The sequence below is a fragment of the Haloechinothrix sp. LS1_15 genome, from assembly GCF_033042135.1.
GTDB lineage: Bacteria > Actinomycetota > Actinomycetes > Mycobacteriales > Pseudonocardiaceae > Haloechinothrix.
Window position 1 is genome coordinate 108,362 of sequence record NZ_WBXM01000006.1, and the last position, 25,043, is coordinate 133,404.

20 protein-coding genes are annotated in these 25,043 nt (G+C 70.8%); 8 read left to right on the forward strand and 12 right to left on the reverse strand.

What is annotated here, in order from left to right:
- Positions 1-2 precede the first annotated feature (2 nt).
- From F8178_RS11195 to sucC, 7 genes are all read right to left on the reverse strand, one after another.
- Positions 3-758, reverse strand: coding sequence for a hypothetical protein (locus tag F8178_RS11195; protein ID WP_317494685.1), 756 nt, complete (start codon positions 756-758; stop codon positions 3-5).
- A 155-nt stretch (positions 759-913) separates the two neighbouring features.
- Positions 914-2,482: a bifunctional phosphoribosylaminoimidazolecarboxamide formyltransferase/IMP cyclohydrolase gene (purH, locus tag F8178_RS11200; protein WP_317494686.1), complete on the reverse strand. Its 1,569-nt coding sequence runs from the start codon at positions 2,480-2,482 to the stop codon at positions 914-916.
- Complete coding sequence (purN, locus tag F8178_RS11205) at positions 2,479-3,132, reverse strand: phosphoribosylglycinamide formyltransferase (RefSeq protein ID WP_317494687.1); 654 nt, start codon at positions 3,130-3,132, stop codon at positions 2,479-2,481. The genes purH and purN overlap by 4 nt, the downstream gene beginning before the upstream one ends.
- Positions 3,133-3,219: 87 nt before the next feature.
- Positions 3,220-4,728: a DUF6350 family protein gene (locus tag F8178_RS11210; RefSeq protein WP_317494688.1), complete on the reverse strand. Its 1,509-nt coding sequence runs from the start codon at positions 4,726-4,728 to the stop codon at positions 3,220-3,222.
- A gap of 174 nt (positions 4,729-4,902) precedes the next feature.
- Complete coding sequence (locus F8178_RS11215) at positions 4,903-5,685, reverse strand: DUF5336 domain-containing protein (protein ID WP_317494689.1); 783 nt, start codon at positions 5,683-5,685, stop codon at positions 4,903-4,905.
- 309 nt (positions 5,686-5,994) lie between these two features.
- Positions 5,995-6,885 (reverse strand): succinate--CoA ligase subunit alpha, encoded by an 891-nt coding sequence (gene sucD / locus F8178_RS11220; protein ID WP_317494690.1) that lies wholly within the window; start codon positions 6,883-6,885, stop codon positions 5,995-5,997.
- A 6-nt stretch (positions 6,886-6,891) separates the two neighbouring features.
- Entirely contained in the window at positions 6,892-8,070 is a 1,179-nt protein-coding gene (gene sucC, locus F8178_RS11225) for an ADP-forming succinate--CoA ligase subunit beta (RefSeq protein WP_317494691.1), read from the reverse strand.
- Positions 8,071-8,697: 627 nt separating this feature from the next.
- Here sucC and F8178_RS11230 point away from each other — a divergent pair.
- Positions 8,698-9,543: a M23 family metallopeptidase gene (locus F8178_RS11230; RefSeq protein ID WP_317494692.1), complete on the forward strand. Its 846-nt coding sequence runs from the start codon at positions 8,698-8,700 to the stop codon at positions 9,541-9,543.
- Between the two features lie 12 nt (positions 9,544-9,555).
- On the opposite strand, the gene F8178_RS11235 is transcribed toward F8178_RS11230, so the two are convergent.
- The gene (locus F8178_RS11235) at positions 9,556-9,840 is read right to left on the reverse strand and encodes a hypothetical protein (protein WP_317494693.1); all 285 of its coding nucleotides are present in this window, start codon (positions 9,838-9,840) and stop codon (positions 9,556-9,558) included.
- Positions 9,841-9,976: 136 nt separating this feature from the next.
- On the reverse strand, positions 9,977-12,472 hold the full coding sequence (locus F8178_RS11240; protein ID WP_317494694.1) for a UvrD-helicase domain-containing protein: 2,496 nt from the start codon (positions 12,470-12,472) through the stop codon (positions 9,977-9,979).
- Between the two features lie 231 nt (positions 12,473-12,703).
- Here F8178_RS11240 and F8178_RS11245 point away from each other — a divergent pair, with 231 nt between their 5' ends.
- The 4 genes from F8178_RS11245 (at position 12,704) to F8178_RS11260 (ending at position 17,757) form a co-directional block, all read left to right on the forward strand.
- The gene (locus F8178_RS11245; RefSeq protein WP_317494695.1) at positions 12,704-13,006 is read left to right on the forward strand and encodes a chorismate mutase; all 303 of its coding nucleotides are present in this window, start codon (positions 12,704-12,706) and stop codon (positions 13,004-13,006) included.
- A gap of 445 nt (positions 13,007-13,451) precedes the next feature.
- A complete protein-coding gene (locus tag F8178_RS11250; protein WP_317494696.1) occupies positions 13,452-14,804 on the forward strand; it encodes a hypothetical protein in 1,353 nt (450 codons plus the stop codon).
- 367 nt (positions 14,805-15,171) lie between these two features.
- Positions 15,172-16,746 carry a serine/threonine-protein kinase gene (locus tag F8178_RS11255; protein WP_317494697.1) on the forward strand — a complete coding sequence of 525 codons (1,575 nt, stop codon included), beginning with the start codon at positions 15,172-15,174 and terminating at the stop codon, positions 16,744-16,746.
- Between the two features lie 9 nt (positions 16,747-16,755).
- Positions 16,756-17,757, forward strand: coding sequence for a protein kinase domain-containing protein (locus tag F8178_RS11260; RefSeq protein WP_317494698.1), 1,002 nt, complete (start codon positions 16,756-16,758; stop codon positions 17,755-17,757).
- Positions 17,758-17,772: 15 nt separating this feature from the next.
- Here the strand turns inward: F8178_RS11260 and F8178_RS11265 are convergent, their stop codons facing one another.
- The gene (locus F8178_RS11265) at positions 17,773-18,417 is read right to left on the reverse strand and encodes a response regulator transcription factor (protein ID WP_317494844.1); all 645 of its coding nucleotides are present in this window, start codon (positions 18,415-18,417) and stop codon (positions 17,773-17,775) included.
- A gap of 80 nt (positions 18,418-18,497) precedes the next feature.
- The gene (locus F8178_RS11270; RefSeq protein ID WP_317494699.1) at positions 18,498-19,856 is read right to left on the reverse strand and encodes a PspC domain-containing protein; all 1,359 of its coding nucleotides are present in this window, start codon (positions 19,854-19,856) and stop codon (positions 18,498-18,500) included.
- Between the two features lie 89 nt (positions 19,857-19,945).
- Between F8178_RS11270 and F8178_RS11275 the strand changes: the two genes are divergently transcribed.
- Positions 19,946-21,331, forward strand: a complete 1,386-nt coding sequence (locus tag F8178_RS11275; protein WP_317494700.1) for a PspC domain-containing protein — start codon at positions 19,946-19,948, stop codon at positions 21,329-21,331.
- Complete coding sequence (locus F8178_RS11280; protein WP_317494701.1) at positions 21,324-21,542, forward strand: hypothetical protein; 219 nt, start codon at positions 21,324-21,326, stop codon at positions 21,540-21,542. The genes F8178_RS11275 and F8178_RS11280 overlap by 8 nt, the downstream gene beginning before the upstream one ends.
- Positions 21,543-21,551: 9 nt before the next feature.
- On the opposite strand, the gene guaA is transcribed toward F8178_RS11280, so the two are convergent.
- Complete coding sequence (guaA, locus tag F8178_RS11285; RefSeq protein WP_317494702.1) at positions 21,552-23,123, reverse strand: glutamine-hydrolyzing GMP synthase; 1,572 nt, start codon at positions 23,121-23,123, stop codon at positions 21,552-21,554.
- A 185-nt stretch (positions 23,124-23,308) separates the two neighbouring features.
- On the opposite strand from guaA, the gene F8178_RS11290 reads away from it, so the two are divergent.
- Positions 23,309-24,727 carry an aldehyde dehydrogenase family protein gene (locus F8178_RS11290; RefSeq protein ID WP_317494703.1) on the forward strand — a complete coding sequence of 473 codons (1,419 nt, stop codon included), beginning with the start codon at positions 23,309-23,311 and terminating at the stop codon, positions 24,725-24,727.
- Positions 24,728-25,043 lie beyond the last annotated feature (316 nt).

Consider the following 25,043-nt stretch of genomic DNA (forward strand, 5'->3'; position numbering starts at 1 on the left):
CCTCATCCCGCGACCAGCTCGCGTACCGGGACGTCGTGGGAAACGGCAGGAGCGACCGCCCCGCCCCCCGGCCCTGGCAGCAACACGTGTACGTCCTGAGGCCTGGCGGCCGCGCGCCTTCCCGAACCGCGCACGGTGAGCTCGCACTCCCGGAGGTAGCCGGGTGCGCAACCGACATGAACGGTACCGCCCTGCTCTTCAAGGCCTTGCCAGCGCCGGGACAGGCAGTGCAGCTCGAGCTCGGCCCCCGGTACGGGCCCCTCGGTGAGCAGCACGGCACCGCGCTGTCGGGCGCGTGCCAGCAGCCGCTCGGTCTGCCTGCGCGGCAGTGATTGCCGCGCAGGCAGGCCGCCCCCGAGCACCACCAGATCAACGCCGTCCAGCAGGGCCCCGACTACGGGCAGGATTTCGGTCCCCGGCGCGGGCACGACCGCGAGCCTGCGCACGTCGACCCCGAGCTCTGCTGCCGCTGCCACCCCGATATCGGGCATCCCCACCACAGCGGCCCACGACCCCCGTGTCGTGGCCTCGGCGAGCAGCGTGAACAGCAAGGCCCTTGATCCCCGGACCGACACCGTGCTTCCCCTACGCAACCCCCCGGACGGAAGCGCAGATTCCAGCGCGGGCGGCACGGGAAGCACCGTTCCCGTGCCCTGGTCCTGCCCGGTGGGCAGGGTGCTGGCCGTGCTCACTCCCGGAAGTGAGGACAACCACCCCACCGCACCCGAGGTACGGGCGGTATCGCTCGAGCCGGGCACGACCATCACCTCCCCTCATCGGCAACCCCTCCGGCGCCGCCTGATGGTATCGAACTTATGTTCGATACCATCAGTCAACCTCACCCCGGGGTGCCCTGTCAAGCTGAGGGGCGGCGCGAACATGACGTTCAGCGCCGTAGACGGAATGAGGCGGATCAGTGTGCGAAGTGGCGAGTGCCGGTGAGGTAGAGCGTCACACCCGCGGCTTCCGCGGCCGCGATCACCTCGGCGTCCCGGACCGAACCGCCGGGCTGCACCACCGCCCGCACGCCGGCGTCCAGCAGCACCTGCAGCCCGTCGGGGAACGGGAAGAAGGCGTCCGAGGCGGCCACCGAGCCTGCGGCGCGGTCGCCTGCACGACGCACCGCCAGCTGCGCCGAATCCACGCGGTTGACCTGCCCCATACCGACGCCGACCGAGGCGCTGTCGTCGGCGAGCAGGATCGCGTTCGACTTCACCGACCGCACCGCCCGCCAGGCGAACGCCAGGTCGGCCAGCGTGCGCTCGTCGGCAGCCTGACCGGCGGCCAGCGTCCAGCCAGCCGGGTCGTCGCCCGGTGCGTCCAGCACGTCGGCGGCCTGCACGAGCATGCCCCCGGTCACCGGCCGCAGCTCCCTGCCCCCGCGCTCCGGGGGCTCGCAACGCAGGATGCGGATGTTCTTCCTGTGCCGCAGCACATCGAGCGCGTCCTCTGTGTAGTCGGGAGCGACGATCACCTCGGTGAACACCTCGGCGATCTGCTCGGCCGCATCGACGCCGACCGCGCTGTTCGCCGCGATGACGCCGCCGAACGCGCTGACCGGGTCACAGGCGTGGGCCTTGCGGTGCGCCGTCGCGATGTCGCCACCGGTCGCGATACCGCACGGGTTGGCGTGTTTGATGATCGCCACCGCCGGTTCCTCGTGGTCGTAGGCGGCACGCAACGCGGCATCGGTGTCGGTGTAGTTGTTGTACGACATGTCCTTGCCGTGCAGCTGCTCGGCACCGGCCAGCCCACCGGAACCGTCGGCGTACAGTGCGGCGGGCTGGTGCGGGTTCTCGCCGTACCGCAGCACCGCCGAGCGCCGCCAGGTGGCGCCGAGGAACTCCGGCAAGGATTCCGGCGCCTGCCCGTCGCCCTCCGCGACGTAGGTACCCGCGAACCAGGACGCGACGGCCACGTCGTAGCCCGCCGTGTGCGCGAACGCCCGCCCCGCCAGCTGCTTGCGCTCGTCGAGGGTGAACCCGCCGCCTGCCACCCGATCCAGCACCCACCCGTACTGCTCAGGGTCGACGACCACGGCGACCGACGGGTGGTTCTTCGCAGCGGCACGCACCATGGCGGGACCACCGATGTCGATCTGCTCGACGCAGTCCTCACCGGACGCTCCTGAGGCCACGGTGTCCGCGAACGGGTACAGGTTGACCACCAGCAGCTCGAACGGGGCGATGTCCAGCTCGTCGAGCTGCTGCCGGTGTTCCTGCCTGCGAGTGTCGGCGAGCAAGCCCGCATGCACACCGGGGTGCAGGGTCTTGACCCTGCCGTCGAGGCATTCGGCGAAGCCGGTGACGTCCTCGACCGGAGTGACGGGCACGCCCGCCTCGCGGATGGCGCGGGCGGTGCCACCCGTCGACACGATCTCGACCCCGGCGCGGTGCAAGCCCGCGGCGAGATCGGCGAGGCCGGACTTGTCCGACACCCCGATCAGCGCGCGCCGCACCGCCGATTGCCCTGATGCGCTCACGAGAACCTCACCTTTCGCCCTGTCACCGTGCACCGATGACTCGCCAGCTTCGCCACGACCTCGACGAGCAGCTCCCGTTCGACGGTCTTGATGCGCTCGTGCAAGGTCTCCTCGTCGTCGTCCGGATCGACACCCACCGCCCGTTGCGCGATGATCGGTCCGGTGTCCACCCCGGCGTCGGCGAAGTGCACGGTCGAACCCGTGACCTTCACCCCGGCCGCCAGCGCGTCGGCTACCGCGTGCATGCCTGGAAACGCGGGCAGCAGCGCCGGGTGGGTGTTGAGCACGCGATTGGGGAAGCGGGCGAGGAACTCCGGGCCGAGAATCTTCAGGAACCCCGCCGAGACCACGTAATCGGGCTCGTAGGCCGCGACGGACTCGGTCAGCGCGCCATCCCAGGCCGTGCGGTCGTCGTAGTCACCGAGCCGGACCACGAATCGCGGCACCCCGGCGTCCGCGGCGCGCTGCAGGGCACCGATGCCGTCGCGGTCGGCTCCGACGGCGACGATCTCGGCCGGGTACCCCGGCTGCTGCGCGGCCTCGAGCAGCGCCTGGAGCAGCGTCCCGGAGCCGGAGGCGAGCACGACCAGCCTGGCTACGGTGTCGCCAGCCGGTACCGGCTCGGCGGATACGCGCCACGAAGGCTGCACTGACGCTCCTTGCCTGGTCACCCGCGTATAAGCAGGGAGAACGATCGATGGCACTGCCCACCCTAGACATCGCGCGGGCAGCGGCCGCTACAGGGACGCCTTGGCGTGATCTGGATCCTCGCCGTCGCCCGCCACGGCCCGCTGCTCGGGGAGATCCCCGGCGACCTCGGCACCGTGCGCGTCCTCGACACCGTTCCCGGCGGCACTCTCACCGGCCTCGACGCGCTCGACTCCCTCACCATCCTCAGGCCCCCCGGCCTCCTCGGTGTCAGCGGCCTCCTCGGTGCCCTCGGTCTCCTCGGTGTCAGCGGTATCGGCGGTATCGGCGGTGTCGGCGGTGGCCTCGTCCCGCTCGACCTCCGTGACCTCGACGTCGGCGTCTTCGGCTTCGGTGTCCTCCGCGGCTGCGGGGGCGTCGGCGATATCCCCGGAAGCTTCGCCGTCATCCACGCCGTCGGCCTCGCCACCCGCGTGATCCTCCCCACAAGCCGACCTGGGGCCTGCGAACCAGGCAACGGCGGCACCGGGGACCGCGAGGAACGCGCACGCCGCCAGCGCCGTGGGAAACGCCGGGATCAGCACCGGCCCCATCGGCCCCTCACCCAGCTTGCCACCCGCCATGGACACCAGCAGCAGGACGCCGAACGCTGCGGTGCCGGCTGCCGCCGCCACGCCGCGCAGCCGCATGACCGGCGAGGGGTCGCAGGTACGCAACCGCCACCCGACCAGCGCCCCCACCGCGACAGGCAGCGCGAGCAGCGCGGGCCACCACGGCGCGTAGCTCTCCGGCACGGCGGCCAGCAGGGGGACGGCGGGTACGGCACCGCCGGAATAGCCGAACGGGTCGAGGGAGACCGAACCGATCGTGAATCCGGGGCCGAGCACGAAAGCCAATGCGGCTAGCACGGCGTTGGGAAGGTAGCCGAGCGAGAGCGCCAGCATGCCCAGCCCGCCGCCCACCCCGGGCGCGACCTCGGCGAACAGCGCCCGCACGGTCGGTGCGGACAGCGCGGTGGCCACCAGCAGCGCGAGCGTGCCAACGGCGAGCAGGGCCGCCAGCCCGAGCAGCCCGGCGCGGAGGCCGTTCACCACGGCGTCGTCGAGATACTCCCGCACCTCCCGGTGCATGCCCAGCTGGCAGGCCACAGCCACCGTGGCCGTGATCCCGGCGAGCAGCGAGGGCACGGTCACGGCGGCGAGTGGGGCCACGGTGACCGAGCTCGACGCCGTCACTGCCGCAGCCGTCCCTCCTGCCAGGCCGTGCGCCACGACGATCGCCGCGACGAGGGTGAGTGAATGCGCGAGCGCGCTGTGGCCCAACCGCTCGGCCGCGTCGTAGGCGGCCTTGCCCACCAGCAAGCACACCGCCACGGTGGCAGCCAGCGGCAGCACCCCGAGTTCGTGCCCGTCGATGGTGACCGGCACCTGGTACATGGCTAGCCATCCTGACCCCGCGGCCAGCAGGACACCGTCGACGGAGAAGTCCGCGTGCCTCGCGCCCGCCGTGACGGCCGCGAGCAGGGCAGCGACCCCGGTGTAGCCCGCCAGCAGTGGCAACGTCGCCGCGGCGAGCAGGATGCGCACCCTGGCAGCCACAGTCGCTACACCTGTTCCTCACATCATCGGGATTCGCAAGCGCCGGGCGGCCCGGCAGGGACCACGTCCCACGATGGCACCGGGACCGGCGGGACGGGGTGAGCCACGCCGGGCACCCGGCGTGGTTGTGGTCTCTGCCACCCAGGGCCACCCAGGAGGGCGGAGCCGGTCGCGTCAGCCCCGCGACTCGCCCTCGCCGGACGCCTCGGTCGTGCCGTGGCCCCCGGCGTCCCTGGCCTGCTGGTGCTGGAACTGGCCTTGGTGCGGCGCGTACTGGGTGGGTTGCGGCTGCTCCTGCCCCTGGGGCGCGGGCTGCCCGGTGTACGGCTGCTGCCCCGGCATTCCGGCGCCGGACTGACCGTACTGCTGGCCGTACTGCTGGCCGTACTGCGCGGGCCCCGCCGCGCCGCCCGGTTGCCCGTACTGGCCCGGCATGCCGAACGGGGCTTGGCCAGCGGGGTAACCGGGGTGGCCTGCGGCGGCTTTCGCCTGCCGTTGCGGCGCCTTGAGAATGCCGAAGTCGAACAGCAGCGCCACGACCGCTGCGCCTGCTTGCAACACCGCGACGATCAGCAGGACGACCAGCGCGCCGGGCACGCTCGGCGCGTCGACCATCGCGCCGAGCGTCAGCAGAAAGCCGACCACGCTCAGCACGGCGGCCACCGGGACCGTCCTCGGGCCGCCGGGCAGCGCGTGGAGTGCGGCTAGCAGCCCACCGGTGAGCAGCGCGACCACCATCAGGCTGCCAGCCGCGACCGTGTCGGCGAAGCTAACCAGGAAGCTGGCGAGCCCGAGCCCGGCCGTGGCCAGGCTCAGGATCAGTCCCAGCGGGATCGTCGACCCACCCGCTGCGACGGGGTTGTTGTGCTGGGGATGCGGGAAGTACTGGGTTCCCTGCTGTTGCTGCGCTGCCTGCTGCGGCCCCTGGGCCGGGAATCCCCCACTCGGCATGGTCATCTGCACTCTCCTGTGAGGGTTATGCACGGTCCAGCAGGCAGCGGCTGCCGTGGCCAGCTCGAGGCTACTGGATGCGGGCGACCAGTCGGTTCCCAGTTACTCATCCCGGTGCATAACCCGGACTGTTGCTTCGGACACTCGTCGGTTGCTCGATCCCGCCCGGCGCCTGATCACCTGATCGAGGCAACGGGTGGTGATGGGCGAACGGTAGTTCATCCCGACGGTTAGGACGGGCGCGGGCCTGGTCTCGTTCCGCCGGAGGGTGGGTGGGGGACGGCGCACCGGAACCGGCCCCCACCCACGCGCGGGTCAGGAGAGGTTCTTGTAGGTCTCCCTGGCGAGCTCGGCGGCCTGGCTGGGGGTCTTGCCGACCTTGACGCCCGCCGCTTCGAGGGCCTGCTTCTTGGCCTCGGCGGTGCCCGAGGATCCGGAGATGATGGCTCCCGCGTGGCCCATGGTCTTGCCCTCGGGGGCGGTGAAACCGGCGATGTAGCCGATGACCGGGGTGGAGACGTGCTCGGCGATGTAGTCGGCGGCGCGCTCCTCCGCGTCACCCCCGATCTCACCGATCATGACGATGACGTCGGTGTCGGGGTCGGCGTCGAAGGCGGCGATGGCGTCGATGTGGGTGGTGCCGATGATGGGGTCGCCCCCGATGCCCACGGCCGTGGAGATGCCGATGTCGCGCAGCTCGTACATCAGCTGGTAGGTCAGGGTGCCGGACTTGGAGACCACCCCGATGCGGCCGGTGTCGGTGATGTCGGCGGGGATGATGCCCGCGTTGGACCGGCCGGGGCTGATCACACCGGGGCAGTTGGGGCCGACGATGCGGGTGGCGTTGCCGGTGGCGCAGGCATGCGCCCACATAACCGCCGCGTCGTGCACGGGGATGCCCTCGGTGATGACCACCACCAGCTCGATGCCGGCGTCGATGGCTTCGATGACGGCGTCCTTGGCAGCGGTGGGCGGCACGAACACCACCGACACGTTCGCCCCGACCTCGGCCATGGCCTCGGCCACGCTGCCGAACACCGGCCGCGAGGCCCCGTCCAGGTCCACCGTCTGGCCTGCCTTGCGGGCATTGACCCCGCCGGCGATGTTCGCGCCAGAGGCCAGCATCCGAATCGCGTGCTTACGCCCCTCGGAACCGGTGATGCCCTGCACAATGATCGTCGAGTCGGAATCCAGGAAGATCGCCATGGCCCGTCACACCCCTGCCTTCGCCAGTTCGGCGGCCTTGTCGGCCGCGCCGTCCATCGTGTCGACCTGGATCAGGCCCGGCAGCCCGGCCTGGTCCAGGATGCGCCTGCCCTCGGTGGCATTGTTGCCGTCCAGCCGCACGACCAGCGGTTTGTCCACCGACTCGCCCCGCGCGGTCAGCAACTCGAAGGCCTGCACGATCCCCTCGGCCACCGCGTCACATGCGGTGATCCCACCGAACACGTTCACGAACACCGACCGCACATCGGTATCGGCCAGAATGACCTCCAGCCCGGCGGCCATGACATCCGCCGAGGCGCCACCACCGATGTCCAGGAAGTTCGCAGGCGCCACACCCCCGTGCCGCTCGCCGGCGTAGGCCACGACGTCCAGTGTCGACATCACCAGCCCAGCGCCGTTGCCGATGATCCCGACCTGCCCGTCCAGCTTGACGTAGTTCAGGTCCTTCTCCGCGGCCATGACCTCCAGCGGGTCCGTGGCCGCCACATCGGCCAGCTCCGCGTGCGCCGGCTGCCTGAACGACGCATTGGCATCCAGCGTCACCTTGCCGTCCAGCGCGATCACCCGGTCCTCCGGGTCAGCCACCAGCGGGTTGACCTCCACCAGCGAGGCATCCTCGGCCACGAACGTCTCCCACAGCCGCACCAGCACATCAGCGGCCTGATCAAGCACCCGATCCGGGAAGTGTCCCCTGCGCAGGATCTCCAGGGCGTGCGCCCGGTCAAGGCCCGCCAGCGGATCGACCGCCACCTTGGCCAGCGCCTCCGGCCGTTCGACGGCCAGCTGCTCGATCTCCACGCCTCCCTCGGCTGAGGCCATCGCCAGGAAGGACCGGTTGGTCCGGTCCACAAGGAAGGACACGTAGTACTCCTCGGAGATCTCCGAGGCCGCGGTCACCAACACCCGCCGCGTGCGGTGTCCCTTGATCTCCAGCCCCAGAATCGCCTCGGCCGCCGCGGCGGCCTCATCCGGGGACTGGGCAAGCTTCACACCACCGGCCTTACCCCGGCCCCCCGTCTTGACCTGAGCCTTCACCACCACCGGGCCACCGATCCGCTCGGCGGCGGCCCGCGCCTGCTCCACGGTCTCGGCCACTTCACCCGGGAATACCGGCACACCATGCTTGGCGAACAGCTCTTTCGCCTGGTACTCGTAGAGATCCACTCTTCAGACTCCTGACGACACGCCGCTGTGTTGTTCACCGATACTCGCCGCGCACAGTCCTGACTCCGGCGCGGCCGCGTGGCGCCTCGCTCCGCCACCACGAATACCGGACGTGATGACCCTAGCGACCCGGCGGCCACGCGTGCAGCCCGCCTGTGATGAACTCCGCCACAGGTCACGCCGACGCCGTGACACCGATCACGAGCTACCGACGAGTAACGCCGAGTAGCACGAAGAGCCGGAGGAACGTCCCTGCCCTCACCCCGGGTGGTAACGACGACACGGCACACGTCAAGCCCCGCCCGAGCGACACCTACCGAGAGTATCCCGCCAGGGCACAATTTCGTAACACAGATCACACCTTGTGGAGTAGCGCGCCGTCTACCTTGGGTGATGCCAGGCACGGCGGAACCGCCAATCGCGTTATGTTGAGCCGACACGCGAGCGGGATCTTGCGGGAACCGGTATCCCTTCGTTACTGTCCACCGGTCCCCATTACAGTCCGGTCACAACCAGGGCTGGCCCTGCACGGGGCTGTGGAGCGGTCCCCCGACCCGCTCCTCCGGGTTCCCCGACCCGGGCCTAGGTTGGTTGACCGGTGACCCCGAGCAACGGAAGGCCCCAGTCTTGGCTAGACACCGCTCCCCCGGCGGTCAGGCACCTTCCCCGGTCATCGCGGACGCATTGCGCGATGGCACCGCGCGCGAGCGCGGCAAGAACGGCAACCACCGGCTGCCCGCACCCAGTTCCGCGGTTCGCGGGCGCATGGTCGTCGCCGCCGTCGCCGCTGGCGCGTTCGCCGCAGCGACCGCCGGTCACACCCTGGACAACGCGCCATCGCCTGCCTCGCACGACGGTGTGACTCCCCTCGCCAACGCTCATGACGCCAAAGGCGCCGATGGTGAGGAGTACCACGGTATGGGCGGCGGGGCGCCGGTCGTCGCCCCTGAGGTACTACCGAGCAAGCACCGCAGCGACGCGGGCACCGAGGCGGAGAAGCTGGCCGCCAGCCACCAGGTCACTCAGGAACGCCTGGAACAGGAGGCGGAGGAGGCCCGGCGTGCGGCCGAGGAAGCCGCCCGCCCCGACGCGGTCAAACCTACCGAGGGGGTACTCACCTCGGCATTCGGTGCACGCTGGGGAGGTAGCCACAACGGCATCGACATCGCTGGGCCCATCGGCAGCCCGATCTACGCGGTCGCCGACGGCACCGTCATCGAGGCGGGACCGGCCAGCGGCTTCGGCCTGTGGGTGCGCATCCAGCACGACGACGGCTACGTATCCGTGTACGGCCACATGAACAGCTACTCGGTGGCGCCGGGCCAGCGCGTACAAGCCGGGCAGCAGATCGCCGAGGTCGGCAACCGCGGCCAGTCGACAGGACCGCACCTGCATTTCGAGGTCTGGCAGGGCGACGGCGGAGCCAAGCTCGACCCGCTCGCCTGGCTGGCCGAGCGCGGCATCCACTACTGAGCCCCCACGGGTTCACCCGGCGTCCCGGTCTCCGGGGAGCCTGCGCACAAAGTACGCGATCGCCACCTGCCACGCCAGGCAGAGCTCACGGCGGCGCCTCGAACGGCAGCCGCGGCACCGGCGACACGAACGACCGTCGAGACCCGCGTCGTGCAACCGCAACAACGCCCGCCAAGCCGCTGCGAGCGTGCGTGCATCGGGCGCCGCAGGGGAAGGATCGGATCCCGCCCGGTCGGCCACCTCATCCAGGTATCGCCATACCGCGCCCGCGACCAGCCCGAACCATCCGTGGACCATCGCACCCCCAGGCCACTTCGCTCAGCATCGAACACGCATTCGATGATAGGAAGTGTGGCGTTGGAACACCCGCATTCCGGACCCGCGTGTCGCGGGAACGGTGCGCCTTCCGGCGACCGTGATACAGCTCGACCGACTACAGCTTGACCATCGGAACGCTGCCGATGAGCAGCAGCTTCACCTGCCCGGAAGTGCCGAAGTCGATCGTCGCCGTGGCACGGGGACCCGTGCCCTCCGTGGCGACGACGGTGCCGAGCCCGTACTTGTCGTGATTGACCCGGTCCCCCACGTCGAGATGCAGCGGCACGGCGTCTTTCCACGCCGCCTGCCTGCCACTCGCGCCGCCCGTGCCGCCGCGTCCCGCGGCGAACCCGCCCCAGGTCGTCGCCGCTCGCGGTGTGCCGGACACGGCAACGCCGCCCTGCTCGTGCCGCGGCTCCTCGCGTCGCCACTCGATCAGCTCCGCCGGGATCTCGTCCACGAAACGGGAGGCGGGGTTGTATGCCGGCTGCCCCCACGCTGTCCTGGTCACCGCACGCGACAGGTAGAGCCGCTGCTGGGCACGGGTGATCGCCACGTAGGCGAGCCTGCGTTCCTCGGCGAGCGCGGACTCCTCGCCAAGCGCGCGCAGGTGCGGGAAGACACCGTCTTCGAATCCCGTACCGAAGACCACGGGATACTCCAACCCCTTGGCCGTATGCACGGTCATCAACGTGACCACACCCTGGTCGGCCCAGTCGCCCACCTCACCGTCCTCACCTGCCTCGTCGGGTTCCGGTACCGAGTCGGCGTCGGCGACCAGCGAGACCCGCTCCAGGAAGGCGGCGAGCGAGCCAGGCGGCAGGGCGTCGTCCTCCTCGTACTGCGCGCCCTCCTCGACCGCCCCGGCGGCATCGGCGTCTCCGGCGTCGCCGCTGCCCCCCTCGGCCGCTGCCGCGTTCTGATCGGTGAACTCCCGCGCCACCGTCACCAGCTCGTCGAGGTTGTCCACCCGGGTCGCATCCTGTGGATCGTCCGATCCTGCGAGGCCGTCACGGTATCCGGTGCGTTCCAGCACCGCCTCGAGCAGATCGGCCGGCTCCTCCCCCTGCTCGGCTCGCTCACACAGCTCGTCGAGCAGCGACATGAAGGACGCGATGCTGCGCTGCGCCCGGGTACCGAGATCGGGCACCGCCCCGGCCGCCGCATCGCGCAACGCACCCGCGAACGAGATCCGCTGCCGGTCGGCGTGCCGCGCCACCGCGGCCTCGGCACGCTCACCGATCCCACGCTTCGGCACATTGAGGATGCGCCGCAGGCTCACCGTGTCCTCGGGGTTGGCGAGCACGCGCAGGTACGCCAGCGCGTCACGCACCTCACGGCGCTCGTAGAACCGCAGGCCCCCGATCACGCGGTAGGGCAGGCCGAGCCGGATGAACACCTCCTCGAACACCCGGGACTGGTTGTTGGTCCGGTAGAACACGGCGACGTCGCGGTAGCTCACCTCACCCCGGTCGACCAGCTCGTCGATCTCCCTGGCCACGAACGCGGCCTCGTCGTGCTCGCTGTCGGCCACGTAGCCGACGATCCTGCTCCCCTCCCCGAGACGCGTCCACAGGCGCTTGTCCCGACGGTTGGGGTTACGGGCGATCACTGCGTTGGCCGCGGAGAGGATGGTCTGGGTCGACCGATAGTTCTCCTCGAGCAGGATCGTGCGCGCGTCACCGAAGTCACGCTCGAACTCCTCGATGTTGCGGATCGTCGCACCGCGGAACGCGTAGATCGACTGGTCCGCGTCGCCGACGACGCACAGCTCGGCTGGTTCGACACCCGACGGGGTCGTCCCGGTTCCCACCAGTTCCCGTACCAGCGTGTACTGCGCGTGGTTGGTGTCCTGGTACTCGTCGACGAGCACGTGCCGGAACCGCCTGCGGTAGTGCTCGGCCACCTCGGGGTGCGCCTGCAGCATGTGCACCGTGTGCATGATCAGATCGTCGAAGTCGAGCGCGTTGGCCGACCGCAGGCGCCGCTGATACTCGGCGTAGACCTCGGCCACCGTGCGTTCCTGGTCGTTGCTCGCCCGCGCGGCGGCATCCTCGGGGTCGATGAGCTCGTTCTTGAGGGCCGACAGCTGGGCGGACAGCGAGCGGGGCGTGTACCGCTTGGTGTTCAAGTCGAGATCGCGCGCGACCAGCGTGAGCAGCCGCCGCGAGTCGTCGGCGTCGTAGATCGAGAAGTTCGAGCCCAGCTCAGCGGTCTTCGCCTCGCGGCGCAGCAGCCGGACGCACATCGAGTGGAAGGTCGACACCCACATCGCGTTCGACCGGATACCGACGAGCTCCGCCACCCGCTCGCGCATCTCGGCGGCTGCCTTGTTGGTGAAGGTGATCGCCATGATCTGGCTCTGGTGCACTCCCCTGCGCGCGAGCAGGTAGGCGATCCTCCTTGTCAGCACGCGGGTCTTGCCCGAGCCTGCGCCTGCGACCACCAGCAGCGGGCTGCCGGAATGGGTGACGGCCTCCCGCTGTGCATCATTGAGATCGCCGAGCAGGTCGGACGGGCTACCAGGGCGATCGCCGCGACCACCAGGGACACCCGGTGTGGCCGCGGATCCGAGCGGGGACTCTCCTGAGGGGTCGAACAGGGTGTTCATCGCCTTCCTACGCTACCGGGGCGCGCCGACGGTGCCCCGGCTTCCCCACGTGCGGTAGGTGTGTCACGATGATGGTGTGTACACCACGCCGCGATTTTTTTACGGGAACCGGACTCCGGCTCCCGTGATGGCGTAGTGCACGACAAACGATCACAGAAGCCCCGGAGTCAGCGGACCCTGGGGCTTTTGTTGTCTCAGGGGCTGACGGGGGCAGTCAGACCGGAGGATGAGATGACCGCACGAGCACCTGAGGACACCGCCGCTCACGGCGAGGAACCGGTGTCCGGCTCCGAACCCGATATCGAAGCGCTCAGGGACGAGATCGACCGGCTCGACGACGAGATTCTCCAGCTCGTCAAGCGCCGGGTCGAGGTGTCACGCCGGATCGGGGCGGCGCGGATGGCCGCGGGCGGCACGCGCATCGTCTACAGCAGGGAGATGGATGTGCTCACCCGGTATGGCGAGCTCGGGCCGGACGGCCGCCAGCTGGCGATGGCGCTGCTGAATCTCGGTCGCGGCAGGCTGGGACGGTAGACGACCTGGCAGGCTACGGGCAGCGATACCGGATCGGCGGATTGACCCCGCTCGGGATCGACGGATCCACCGGCGACAAGGCTCCCGCATCCGCCGGAGCGCCTCCCCTAGCACACCCACCGCAATGCGTCACCCGTTTGGCGGCGCGCGTCGGAGTGATCTCCGTACTTTTTCCGAGTCCGGTGCTGTCACAGGCCGTGTTCCGTCATACCCTGGAGCGCGTGACTGTCCCGCTCGCCCCACGGCCGACGCGCCCGGCACGCACCGACTGTGCCCGGGTGGCGGGTGTTGTGCGGTTCCGGCGACCGGACATCGACGGCGAACGTGTCCACAGTGCCGCTGAACGGCACCGGTATCGTTCGGGCGAGTCGCGTTCCACTGCTCCATTTGGGGGCATATGCTCGGTATTGCCGTCAGACGGGAACCGAGGGAGGGTCACGACGGCATGACCCACGACTTCACGGACCCGGGGGATCAACCGACGCTGCCGGGACGGCACCGGCGAGGCGGCGGAACGCAGACGTGGACTCCCCAGGTGCGCCACCGCAAGGGGGGCGCACGGCATCGCGCGCCGGAGAACACCTCGACCGTCACCGGTTCGCTCGACGTCCCCCGCGAGACGACGTACGAGCCAAGGCACAGCAGCCAGGGACACCGGCAGTTCGCGGGCAAGCTACCCGTCATACAGCAGGAGCAGCAGGCGTCCACACCGCACGCGATCACCCCGCGGCCGCGGCGGGACACCGGCGAGCAACCCCGCATCCCCCAGGGACGGACAGCTGCGGAGCCCGCGCAGGCGGAGTCGCCGGCGGGAGGCAGGAACGAACTCCGGGACGGACCGCACGAGGAGCTGCCGCTGGAGGCGGCAAAGACGCCGGAAGCGCCGGAGCCGCACGAGGTAGTGCAGGAACAAGAGGGTGAGGCGGAGCGCCCCGCGCGCACCAAGGTCACCCTGCTACCTCCCAGGGAAGAGGAGGAACCGAGCGAGGACGCCCGCGTCTACACCGCCCCGCCGCCGGACGGTCTCGGCAAGTTCGATCTCGGTACGGTGCCCGCCTCGGTGACACCGCCGCGCACCTGGCGCAGGGCCGCGTGGTTCGCCACCATGTCCTCCGGTGGTGTGGTCGTCGCGCTGCTCGTGGCGGGTTCCCACCTGGTCAACCAGCCGACCGAGCAGCTGGCCGACGAAGGGTGGCCGGGCTTGCGGGGCGACCAGCCCGAGCTGCACCACGAGGCGCTTCCCGGCCCTGGCGAGGAGACCACACGGGAGACCACCACCGAGCGCGCGGAATCGCCCACCACCGACCCAGACCGCATCAGCGACCTCGCGGGGATACGCGACACCACCACCGCCGCTCCCGATGCGACCGAGCCGCAGGAGCCGACGACCACGCGGGATGCCGGGCAGGGCACGACCGGGTCGTCACCGACTACCACCCAACCGCCCCAGAAACCTTCGCCAAGTCCCGCGCCACGCGAGACAAGGCGGGCTCCGCTGTACTCGTTCCCACCGGACGCGCAGACCATGGGGGACCGCTCGGAGATCTTCCTCAACGAGATCACCGAGAACCCGAAGCGCGCGCACGAGCAGACCGGAGGGGAGTTGCACGCGGAGGGGGCGGAGGCCATCGCGGAACGCTACGCGCACATCGCCTACTTCGAGATCCAGCACATCCACATCGATCAGCGGAAGCGCACGACCGTCAATACGGTCAAGGTGGTGTTCAACGACGGTTCGAGCACCGAGGAACAGCGCACGTTGCGGTTCGAGGACGGCGACAAGATCACTTCCGACTAGGTCGTGACGCACGGTACGACCTCAGGACCGCTCGGCGGAAGATTCGCACCGCTCACCGATCAGCCCGCGTACGGTGCCCTGATCCAGCGCAGACCTCGCGGTGATCCGGGAACCGGCCACGCGGCCGTTCGCGCAGTCCCGGTGCTTCCCCGGAACGACGTAACCTCTTCGAGAGACCCAGTGCCGCGTTCATGTGCAGAGAGTGAAGGCATAGCCTGGTCACGAGCCGATTACGTCGATGTGAGCGGCACCACACGGTGAAGGAGGCTACCCCGGCAAGCGATCATGCCCGAGGGTCGGCGACCACGACCGGGGCGCACGGTCCACCGGGGAAAGAATCGATGCCGAGCGGAAGAGGGGCAACGCAGTGAGCGACGAGGGCGAACTTGTCGCCAACCGGTACCGCATCACCGGACGGATCGGTACCGGTGCGATGGGGGCTGTGTGGCAGGGCCGGGACGAGTTGCTCGGCAGGACCGTCGCCATCAAGCAGCTCCTGCTTCAGCCCGGCCTCGACGAGCTGGAAGCCGAGGAGGCGCGGCAGCGCACCATGCGCGAGGGCCGTATCGCGGCGCGGCTGCATCACCCCAACGCGATCACCGTCTTCGACGCGGTCACCGACGAGAACGGCCAGCCGTGTCTGATCATGGAGTACCTGGAATCCACCAGCCTCGCCGCCATGCTGCAGGAGCGGTCGACGCTGCCGCCGGTGGAGGTCGCCGGGATCGGGCAGCAGGTCGCTTCGGCGCTGAAGAGCGCACACCAGGTCGGTATCGTGCACCGCGACATCAAGCCGGGAAACGTGCTGCTCACCGAGGACGGCCTCGTCAAGATCACCGACTTCGGCATCTCACGCGCCACCGACGACGTGAGCATCACCAAGACCGGGCTGATCGCGGGCACCCCCGCCTACCTCGCACCCGAGGTCGCGCTCGGCAACGATCCTGGGCCCGCCTCCGACCTGTTCTCGCTCGGCTCGACGCTCTACGCGGCGACCGAGGGGGAACCACCGTTCGGGCTCAGCGAGAACACGCTCGGCCTGCTGCACGCTGTCGCGGCGGGCCAGATCAACCCGCCGCGCCAGTCGGGGCCGCTGACCAGCGTGCTGGCGCTGTTGCTGCATCCGGAGCAGGAGCAACGCCCCGACGCGGCGCGCGCCGAGGAGCTCCTCGCGGCCGTGGCCCGCGGCGAGACACCAGTGGGCGGTCCGGTCGACACGCCGACAGGCGGCACCACGGTCGTAGCGGCATCGGGCGCGGCGGGGACGGGGGCCGGTTCCCCTGACTCCCCGGATTCTTCGGAAACCACTGTCGTGGCCCCGACGGAAGCACCCAACGCCACCCGCATCGCACCGGCTGCCGCGGCGGAAGGCGACCCCGCCGAGGACGCCGGTGAGGACCACCACCGTCACAGGCGCCGGTGGGTCCCCATCGCCAGCGGTGGGCTCGTGACGGCGTTCATCGTCGCCTTCCTGTACTGGATCATCGCCACGCCCACACAGACACACGGCGAGACGCCTGCCCCACCGCCGCCGGAAACCACCAGCCCCGAGGAAACGACGACCGACCGCACCACGACGACCACCACTCCCAAGGAGCTCCACCAGCCCACGCGCACCGGATCCGACCGGACCGGTGACCAGGAGCCGGAACGGACCACCACGGAGGGCACCGCCGAGCACGACAGCCCCACCCCACGCACCACCGACGAGGATGCCGACGGCGACAGCGGTGACGAGGGCGACAGCGACCGCGGCGGCAACGGTGGCAGCGACGATGACGAGAACGGAAGCGGCGACGGCGACGGCGACAATGGTGGCGGCGGCGACAATGGGGACAATGGGGATAATGGGGACGACGATGACGATGACAACGGGGGCGACGGAGGCAACGGTGGTGACGGGAACGGCGACCAGGGCGCCTCGACGGCGAGCGGAACGTAACGGCACGTGGTGGACATCGGCACCCTGATCGGCGGCCGGTACCTGCTCGAACAGCGGATCGGCCGGGGCCAGTGCGGCTTCGTGTGGCTGGCTCATGACACGCGGCTGCACCGCACGGTCGCGGCCAAGCCCGTCCAGCCACGCGGGGACGGCGCCCAGGCAGCTGACGGCCCATCCGGCACGGCGAGGCGCGATGAGGTGTTGCGGCAGGCCGAGCTGGCCCGCGAGCTCCGGCACCCCTGTGCCGTCACGGTATACGGCGTGGTCGCCGACGACGAGCACCTCTGGTTGATCACCGAGTACGTGCCGGCCTGCACCATGTCCGATGTCCTCACCACCAGCGGGAAACTCGGCCACGAGCATGCCTCGACCGTGGGAACGCGGCTCGCGGGTGCGTTACGGGCGGCGCACCAACTCGGCCTGCTGCACCGCGCCGTCGAACCGGCGACCGTGCTGCTCGACGAGGACGGCGAGGTCCGCCTCACCGATTTCGCGGTCGGGGTCGCCTACTACGACTCGCCTTACCGTGCCCCTGAAGTGCTGCGTGGCGGGCAGGCGACGACCGCCTCCGATGTGTACTCGCTCGGCGCGACCCTCCACCGGGCGGTCGCGGGCACGCCACGACCCGGCCACGACGACGAGACCCCGGCCACGACGGGTCACCAGGCGCACGGCTGCATGCCGGGACCGTTCCGCGAGGTAGTGCTGCGCATGCTCGCCGAGGATCCCGCGACGAGACCGGGCATGGCAGGTGTCGAGCGGGCACTGTCCGCCCTCGTCCGGGGGGAGCGGGCACCACGGTCTGCGCTGGTGCCCCCCGAGGCCGGTCCGGAGTCGTTCCCCGCGCCCCGTGCGCTCACCCGGCGGGTGACACGGGTGAGCGCGCTCCCGGAGCAGGCTCCCGCCCCGGCACGCCGCGGGCGGGCACCCACTCGCGTGGCGTTCACCGTCCTGGCCGCGTGCTCGATCACCCTCGGGGCGTTCCTCATCCTCGAGTTCGTGATCCGGTGAGCAGCGAGCAGGCCGTTACACGAGCCTGCGGTCGGACGCCCAGCGGGACAGTTCGTAACGGTTGGACAGCTGGGTCTTCCGAAGCACGCTCGACACGTGCGTTTCCACCGTCTTGATCGAGATGAACAGCTCGGAAGCGATCTCCTTGTAGGCGTAGCCGCGCGCGAGCAGGCGCAGCACCTCCCTTTCCCGGTGGGTCAGCTGGTCCAGCTCCGGATCGGACACCGGGGCCGCGCCAGGACGGTCGGCGAAAGCGTCGAGCACGAACCCGGCAAGGCGTGGCGAGAACACCGCGTCGCCGTCGGCGACCCGCGACACGGCGTTGGCGAGCTCGGCGGACGAGATCGTCTTGGTCACGTACCCGCGCGCGCCTCCCCTGATCACGGCGATCACGTCCTCGGCGGCATCGGACACCGAGAGCGCAAGGAAGATCACCTCCGGCATCGCGGGACGGACCCGTCGGAGCACTTCGGCTCCCCCGCCGTCGGGCATGTGCACGTCGAGCAGCACCACCTGCGGCCGGTACCGCGCGATGCCCGCCACCGCCTCACCGACCGAGCCCGCCTCGCCGATCACCGTGATCCCGTCGCTCACCTGCTCGAGCTCCGCGCGCACACCGGCGCGGAACAGTGCGTGATCGTCGACGAGATACACCGTCACGGGCCCGCCCCCGGAACTCTCCGCCGCCTGCTGCCCGCTGTCCGAACCCGCGCTCTGCGCCGGTCCGTCATCGCCGTCGGTCACGATGCCCCTTCCCGTTGTCCCACCAGTGGCATGCTCAGCACGACCTCGGTCCCCGCTCCCGGCGCGGTACGGATGTCACTGCTGCCGCCGCTGCGCGCCATCCTGCCGTGTATGGATTCGGCCACGCCACGGCGGTCGCCTGCGACCGCTGCCTGGTCGAACCCGGCGCCGCGATCGCGGACGTAGACCGCGACCCGCTCCGGCTCCACCTCACCGTAGACGCTGACCTCGTCCACCCCGGCATGTTTGGCGGCATTCACCATGGCCTCACGTGCCGCCCTGATCAGCGCCGTGACCGGTTCGTCGAGCTCGACGTCACCGACGACGACCTGGTCGACGGCGATCCCGAAGCTGTCCTCGACCTCCCCGCACACGGCGTGCAGCGCGGCGGCGAACCGCTCGCCGGAGCGGTCACCCGGGTGGTCGCTGCCGTCGTCTCCTGCCGACGTCCCGGCCGGCCCGTAAAGCCAGCGGCGCAGCTGCCGTTCCTGCCCGCGCGCGAGTTTGGCGACCTCCCGTGGCGTCTCGGCCTGCTTCTGGATCAACGCGAGCGTCTGCAGCACCGAGTCGTGCAGGTGCGCGGCGATCTCGGCGCGTTCCTCCGTCCTGATCCGGGCACGCCGTTCCTCACCGAGGTCACGCACCATCCGCAGCCAGAACGGGACGGTGAGCACCGCGACCCCGACAAGTGTGGCCACCACCGCGGCCAGCGCGAACTGTACCTGGTCGAAGCTGCCGCCCCGCATGATCACGATGCCGATCCCGGTGGCGACCAGCAGCACGCCCGCGACGATCCGGACGGTGGCCGTCCAGCCGCCCCGGCCCCGCACCGCACCGGAGACGCCGGAACGCGCACCGCTGCGCCACCGGTCGCGCTGCGACGCGTCGGCCTCCCGCCAGACCACGACGGCGCCGATGAGCCCGACGGCGAGCGCTCCGGCGAGCCACCCGCTGAGCACGCCGGTCATCACGTTGCCCGCCACGGCCAGTCCCAGCGCCAGCACGAGCAGCCCAAGCGCCTGCCGCCGCTCGGCCTCCGACGGCGCCGGGTCGTCGTCGGCGCTGCGTTGCGGCGCGAACATCCACAACAGCACGTAGGCGACCAGCCCGGCGGCGCCGAGGGCGCACAGCACCACGAAGGTCATGCGCACCCACAGCACGCGCACGCCGAGATGCTCGGCGAGCCCGCCTGCCACGCCTGCCACGACCCGGCCGTTACGGCGCCGGTACAGTCGCGGTGCGCGTTCGGCCTCCTGGCGCGCGACCGCCGCCTCGGGCGGTCGCTGCTCAGGGTCGTACGCGGGCGCGTGGTCGTGCACGCAACTATGCTCACACGGTTCGCCTGCGATCGGCATCAGGGAATCTCCCTGAGAGCTCGCGCGGCGCGGATCTCAGGGAGATCCCCTGATGTCACGCGTCCCGGCTAGGCGCATGATCTGACGGTATGGACGCAGCACGGCACACGGCTGAGACCGGGCCCGGCGGCAGCGGCGGGGGCAATGGGATCGAGGACACGCTGCGGGATTTCTGGGTGAGCAGGCCGCGCAGGCCACGCAGGGGACGCATGATCGCGGGTGTGGCGGTGGCGATCGGCAACCGTTACGCCATCGACCCGGTGATCGTGCGCGTCGCGCTGGTGGTGACCGCGCTGATCGGCGGCGCCGGGCTGCTGGCCTACCTGCTCGGCTGGCTGCTGTTCCCCGAGGAAGGTGACGAGGTCTCGGCCGTCGAAAGCCTCCTCGGCAGGGGGCGCAGCTCGACCTCGGGCACGTTGACCGTGCTGCTGTGCGTCGCGCTGCTCCCGGTGGCAGGCGGGACCATCGGCGGCGCGCCGTTCCACGGCGGTGGGTTCCTCGGAGTGGTGCTGCTCGGGGCAGGGCTGTACCTGCTGCACCGCAACAGGGGGCACGAGAACCGCCCGGTCGTGCCTCCCCCCGCGAGCACCGGACACCCCGACAGCGCCGCGCCGGACGAGCACGCCGCGCAGCGGCAGTCCCCCGCCTCGGACTCACCACACGCCTGCGACCCGAGTCGGGCCCAGACCTCCCACCCGGCCGCAGCCCCGGCCACCGCGGCGGGCGACGGTGCCTCGGGCGAGACCACGGACACGGACACAGGCCAGGCGGCGCACACGGCGTGGGACCCGCTGGGCGCGTCGCCGTTCGGTTGGGAGTTCGCCGAGCAGAACGCGGTCGCGGAAGGGGTGGGGCCGCACGCGCCGCGGCGCCGCTCGAGGGTCGGCGTGGTCACCGCCGCGCTCGCCCTGCTCACCGCCGGGGTGGCCACGGCGCTGCACCTGGCGGGCCTCGCGCCGCTGTCGGTGCACCAGATCGTCGGCCTGACGCTGGCGGTGGTGGGGTTCGGCCTGGTGCTGGCCTCGATGGCCGGTTCGGGCCGCGGCCTCATCGCGCTGGCGGTCCCGCTGGCCGTGGCCGGGTTGCTGGTGACGGCGGTGCCGCTGCCGGAGATGCCCCGCGGTGGTTGGGGCACCATCCACGCCACCCCGAGCTCGGCCGAGGATGTGCGCGCCGAGTACCGGCGCACCGCGGGCGACATCACGCTGGACCTCACCGGCGTTGCCGGGGACGAGCCGCTGCGCTCTTCGCTGCGTAACACTCTCGGCGGGGCCACCGTCATCGTGCCGGAGGATGCCGAGGTGTCCTTCCGGTGCGCCAGCGCGGCTGGCAACGTGGACTGCTTCACGCAGCGCCGTGAGGGGATCGGCAACGACGTCTCCGGCGTCGACCGGCCGGACGGCGAGGAGGTGCGGCAACGGATCACGCTGGACCTGCGGACCGTGCTTGGCAGCGTGGAGGTGCGTCGTGGCTGAGACACCGCGGCGCGGGCCCGCCGCGGGCGACCGCCGCCTCGACCCGGTCGCACTCATCGCGGGCGTGGTGACGCTGTTGCTCGCGGCGTACGTCTACACCGACGGCGCGATCGTGCCCGCGGATATCGACCCGCGCTGGCTGCTTGCGGGTGGGGCGATCGCGGTGGGGCTCGGCATGCTGCTCACATCGATGCGTTCCGGCTCCCGGTAGCGCGCGGGCTCACTCCCACTCGATGGTGCCTGGCGGCTTCGACGTCACATCCAGCACGACCCGGGTCACGCCGGGAACCTCGTTGGTGACGCGGGTGGAGATCCGTTCGAGCACATCGTACGGCAGCCGTGACCAGTCGGCCGTCATCGCGTCCTCACTACACACCGGCCGCAGCACGATCGGATGACCGTAGGTGCGGCCGTCGCCCTGCACACCCACGCTGCGCACGTCGGCGAGCAGCACCACAGGGCACTGCCAGATCTCCCGGTCGAGCCCAGCCAGCGTCAGCTCCTCCCTGGCAATGGCGTCGGCGGCGCGCAGGGTCTCCAGGCGCTCGCCGGTGACCTCGCCGACCACCCGGATCGCCAGGCCGGGGCCGGGGAAGGGTTGCCGGTGGACGATGGTCTCCGGCAACCCGAGCTCCAGCCCGACCCGGCGCACCTCGTCCTTGAACAGCGACCGTAGCGGTTCGACGAGCTCGAACGCCAGCTCCTCCGGCAGCCCGCCGACGTTGTGGTGGCTCTTGATGTTGGCCGTGCCCGAGCCGCCTCCGGACTCCACGACGTCCGGGTAGAGCGTGCCCTGTACCAGGTAGCGGTAGTCGCCCTGGGCGGCGAGGTCACGCTCGGCCTTCTCGAAGATCCTGATGAACTCGTGGCCGATGATCTTGCGCTTGGCCTCCGGGTCGGTCACCCCGGACAGTGCGGCCAGGAACTCCTCGCGCGCGTCGATGGTGACCAGCCGGACGCCGGTTGCCGCCACGAAGTCGTGCTCGACCTGCGCCCGCTCCCCGGCGCGCAGCAGCCCGTGGTCGACGAAGACGCAGGTGAGCCGGTCGCCGATCGCGCGGTGCACCAGCGCGGCCGCCACCGCCGAGTCGACCCCGCCGGACAGGCCACAGATGGCCCTGCCCTCACCGACCTGCTCGCGGATCGCGGCGACCTGCTCGTCGACGATGGAGGCGGTGGTCCATGTGGGGCGCAACCCGGCGATCTCGTGCAGGAAGCGCCGCAGGATCTCCTGTCCGTGCGGCGAGTGCGCCACCTCGGGGTGATACTGCACGCCCGCGATCCGACGCTCGGGGTCCTCGAAGGCCGCGACCGGGGAGCCGTCGGAGTGCGCGGTGACCTCCGCGCCCGGCGGTGCCCCGGTGACGCTGTCGCCGTGGCTCATCCACACCGGGTGGCGCGCGGGCAGGTTCCCGTGCAGCAACCCGCCGGAGCCGGACCGGTACAGCTCGGTGCGCCCGTACTCGCTGGTGCCGGTGCGCTCCACCGTGCCGCCGAGCGCGCGAGCCAGCAGCTGGAAGCCGTAGCAGATGCCGAACACCGGGATGCCAGCATCGAACACCTCCCGCGTGATCTCGGGGGCGCCCGGAGCGTAGACGCTGGCGGGACCGCCGGACAGCACGATCGCCGCGGGGTTACGGCGCAGGATCTCGTCCGCGCTCGCGGTGTGCGGCACCACCTCCGAGTACACCTGGGCCTCCCGTACCCGGCGGGCGATCAGCTGGGCGTACTGGGCCCCGAAGTCGATCACCAGAACGGGACCGGTCGGCTTCGGCCCTGCGCTACTCGGCACGGCGTTCCTCCTGCTGCTTGCTGGTCGACCACCCCTATCGTCCCAGGTGAGCTCCGGCACGACAGCACCAGGTCACACCTGCACCCCCACCCCGTGTCGGGCGCTTGGGCACCCCGTGTCGGGCGCTGGTGCACCGTGTGTCAGGCGCTGGTGCCGCGTCACGGGCGAGCACATACGGTAAACGTATGGACACGATCATGCCGGAGCCCCGTGCCTGCTGGGTAGCCGGAGAGGCCGAGCAGGGCGATGCCACCACCACCGTGACGCACCCCTACGACGGCAGCCCCGTGGCCGATGCCGTGCTCCCCGATGATGAGCAGGTGGAGCGCGCCGTTCACGGTGCCACGACCGCGGTCAGGGCACTGGCCGAGGTCCCTGCCCGCGACCGCGTGGCCACGCTGTACCGGGTGGCAGACTCGCTTCGGGACCGCCAGGAGGAGATCGCCGAGCTGGTCACGGCCGAGAGCGGGACCCCCATCGTCCGGTCGGCCGGGGAAGTCGACGAGGCCGCCGCGCTGTGCGAGGCCGCCGCGAGACACGCCGAGTACCCCGATCAGCCTGCTTGGCAGCAGGACACCGCGCAGCGGGCACTGGTCAGCACCCGGCAGGTCGCGCGGGGCTCCGTCCTGGGCATCGGTTCCGCGGGCGCCCCGCTCGCGGTCGCCACCGCCCAAGTCGCCGCCGCGCTGGCCGCAGGCTGCCCTACCGTGCTGAAACCGGCCCTGCGCACCCCGCTGGCCACGATGCTGCTCGGCGAGGTGCTCGCCGAGCAGGACCTCCCGGCAGGCTGGTTCTCGATCTTGCCCGCCGACCACGACACCACCGCTCGCCTGCTCACGGATACGCGCCTGCCGACCGTGCTGTTCAGCGGCGCCGTGGCCACAGCCGAGCGGCTGGCGCGCGCGGCGGAACGCACACGGTGGGTGCACCTGGCAGGCGGCGTCGGCACGGCTGTCGTCCTGGCCGACTGGCCCGATCTCGACTGGGCGGCGCATCGCATCGCGTGCTCCGGGCTGGCCGGTGGCGGTTCCTCGTCTCTCGCCACGCAACGGGTGATCGTCGAGAGCGCCATCGCTGAGGAGTTCCTGCCGAAACTGGCTAGCGCGGTCCGCAGTGAACGAGCGGGAAGCCCCTACGACGATACTGTCCGCATCGGCCCCCTAGCCGACGTGGACAGTGCCCGGCGGGCCGTGGACTACATCGACGCGGCAGTGTCGGCCGGGGCCACGCTCCTCGCCGGAGGGTCCACTGAGGATGCTTCCATGGATCCCGCACTGATCACCGACGTGCCTACCGACTCGTCACTCTGGACCGAGGAGGTCGCTGCCCCGCTCCTGGCAGCATCGGTGGCCGACGGGCCGGCTGGTGCGTTCGCACTGGCACGCCAGGCACCGCACACGGCCGCTGTCGGGGTGCTGACCCGCGACACCCGGCAAGCCCTGTCCGCACCCACCGGCCTCGCCCCCGCCGACATCACCACCGGCGACCTACCGGCCTTCGCCACCGGGCGCGACCAGGCGATGCCGAGAATCGGACCCGACACCCGCACCCTCACCCGCGCGATCCGCGCCCTGACCGATGAGCAAGTCACGGTGTGGCGCTGACCGGGGCGGCCGGGGTATGGGGGTTAGCTTTGGCATGCACGCGGCCAACGGCGCATCCAGGATGTCGGCAACGCAGTGTTCTGTGTCGCGGATGCGGGTGCGGGACGGGCCAAGTACGAGCTCAGCGCCACTGCTGGTGGCGCGCTCTCGCTGACGCGTGACGCTGCCGACACGGATGGATACGCTGGATAGCAGCCGTCTGTGCCGCGGAGGCTAAGTCCCTACCGAGGGACCAGGGCTGAGAGTAGGGCGCATTGGTGAAGGTGGCGTAGTACGGACTCTAAGGTCTCGTTCGGTGAACGACTCAAGGAAGCAC

Bases quoted from the DNA above. Each gene is read 5' to 3' on its own strand.
- F8178_RS11215 (WP_317494689.1), bottom strand. From the start codon at position 5,685: ATGACCATGCCGAGTGGGGGATTCCCGGCCCAGGGGCCGCAGCAGGCA.
- sucD (WP_317494690.1), bottom strand. From the start codon at position 6,885: ATGGCGATCTTCCTGGATTCCGACTCGACGATCATTGTGCAGGGCATC.
- F8178_RS11235 (WP_317494693.1), bottom strand. From the start codon at position 9,840: ATGGTCCACGGATGGTTCGGGCTGGTCGCGGGCGCGGTATGGCGATAC.
- F8178_RS11240 (WP_317494694.1), bottom strand. From the start codon at position 12,472: ATGAACACCCTGTTCGACCCCTCAGGAGAGTCCCCGCTCGGATCCGCG.
- F8178_RS11245 (WP_317494695.1), top strand. From the start codon at position 12,704: ATGACCGCACGAGCACCTGAGGACACCGCCGCTCACGGCGAGGAACCG.
- F8178_RS11250 (WP_317494696.1), top strand. From the start codon at position 13,452: ATGACCCACGACTTCACGGACCCGGGGGATCAACCGACGCTGCCGGGA.
- F8178_RS11270 (WP_317494699.1), bottom strand. From the start codon at position 19,856: ATGCCGATCGCAGGCGAACCGTGTGAGCATAGTTGCGTGCACGACCAC.
- F8178_RS11275 (WP_317494700.1), top strand. From the start codon at position 19,946: ATGGACGCAGCACGGCACACGGCTGAGACCGGGCCCGGCGGCAGCGGC.
- F8178_RS11290 (WP_317494703.1), top strand. From the start codon at position 23,309: ATGGACACGATCATGCCGGAGCCCCGTGCCTGCTGGGTAGCCGGAGAG.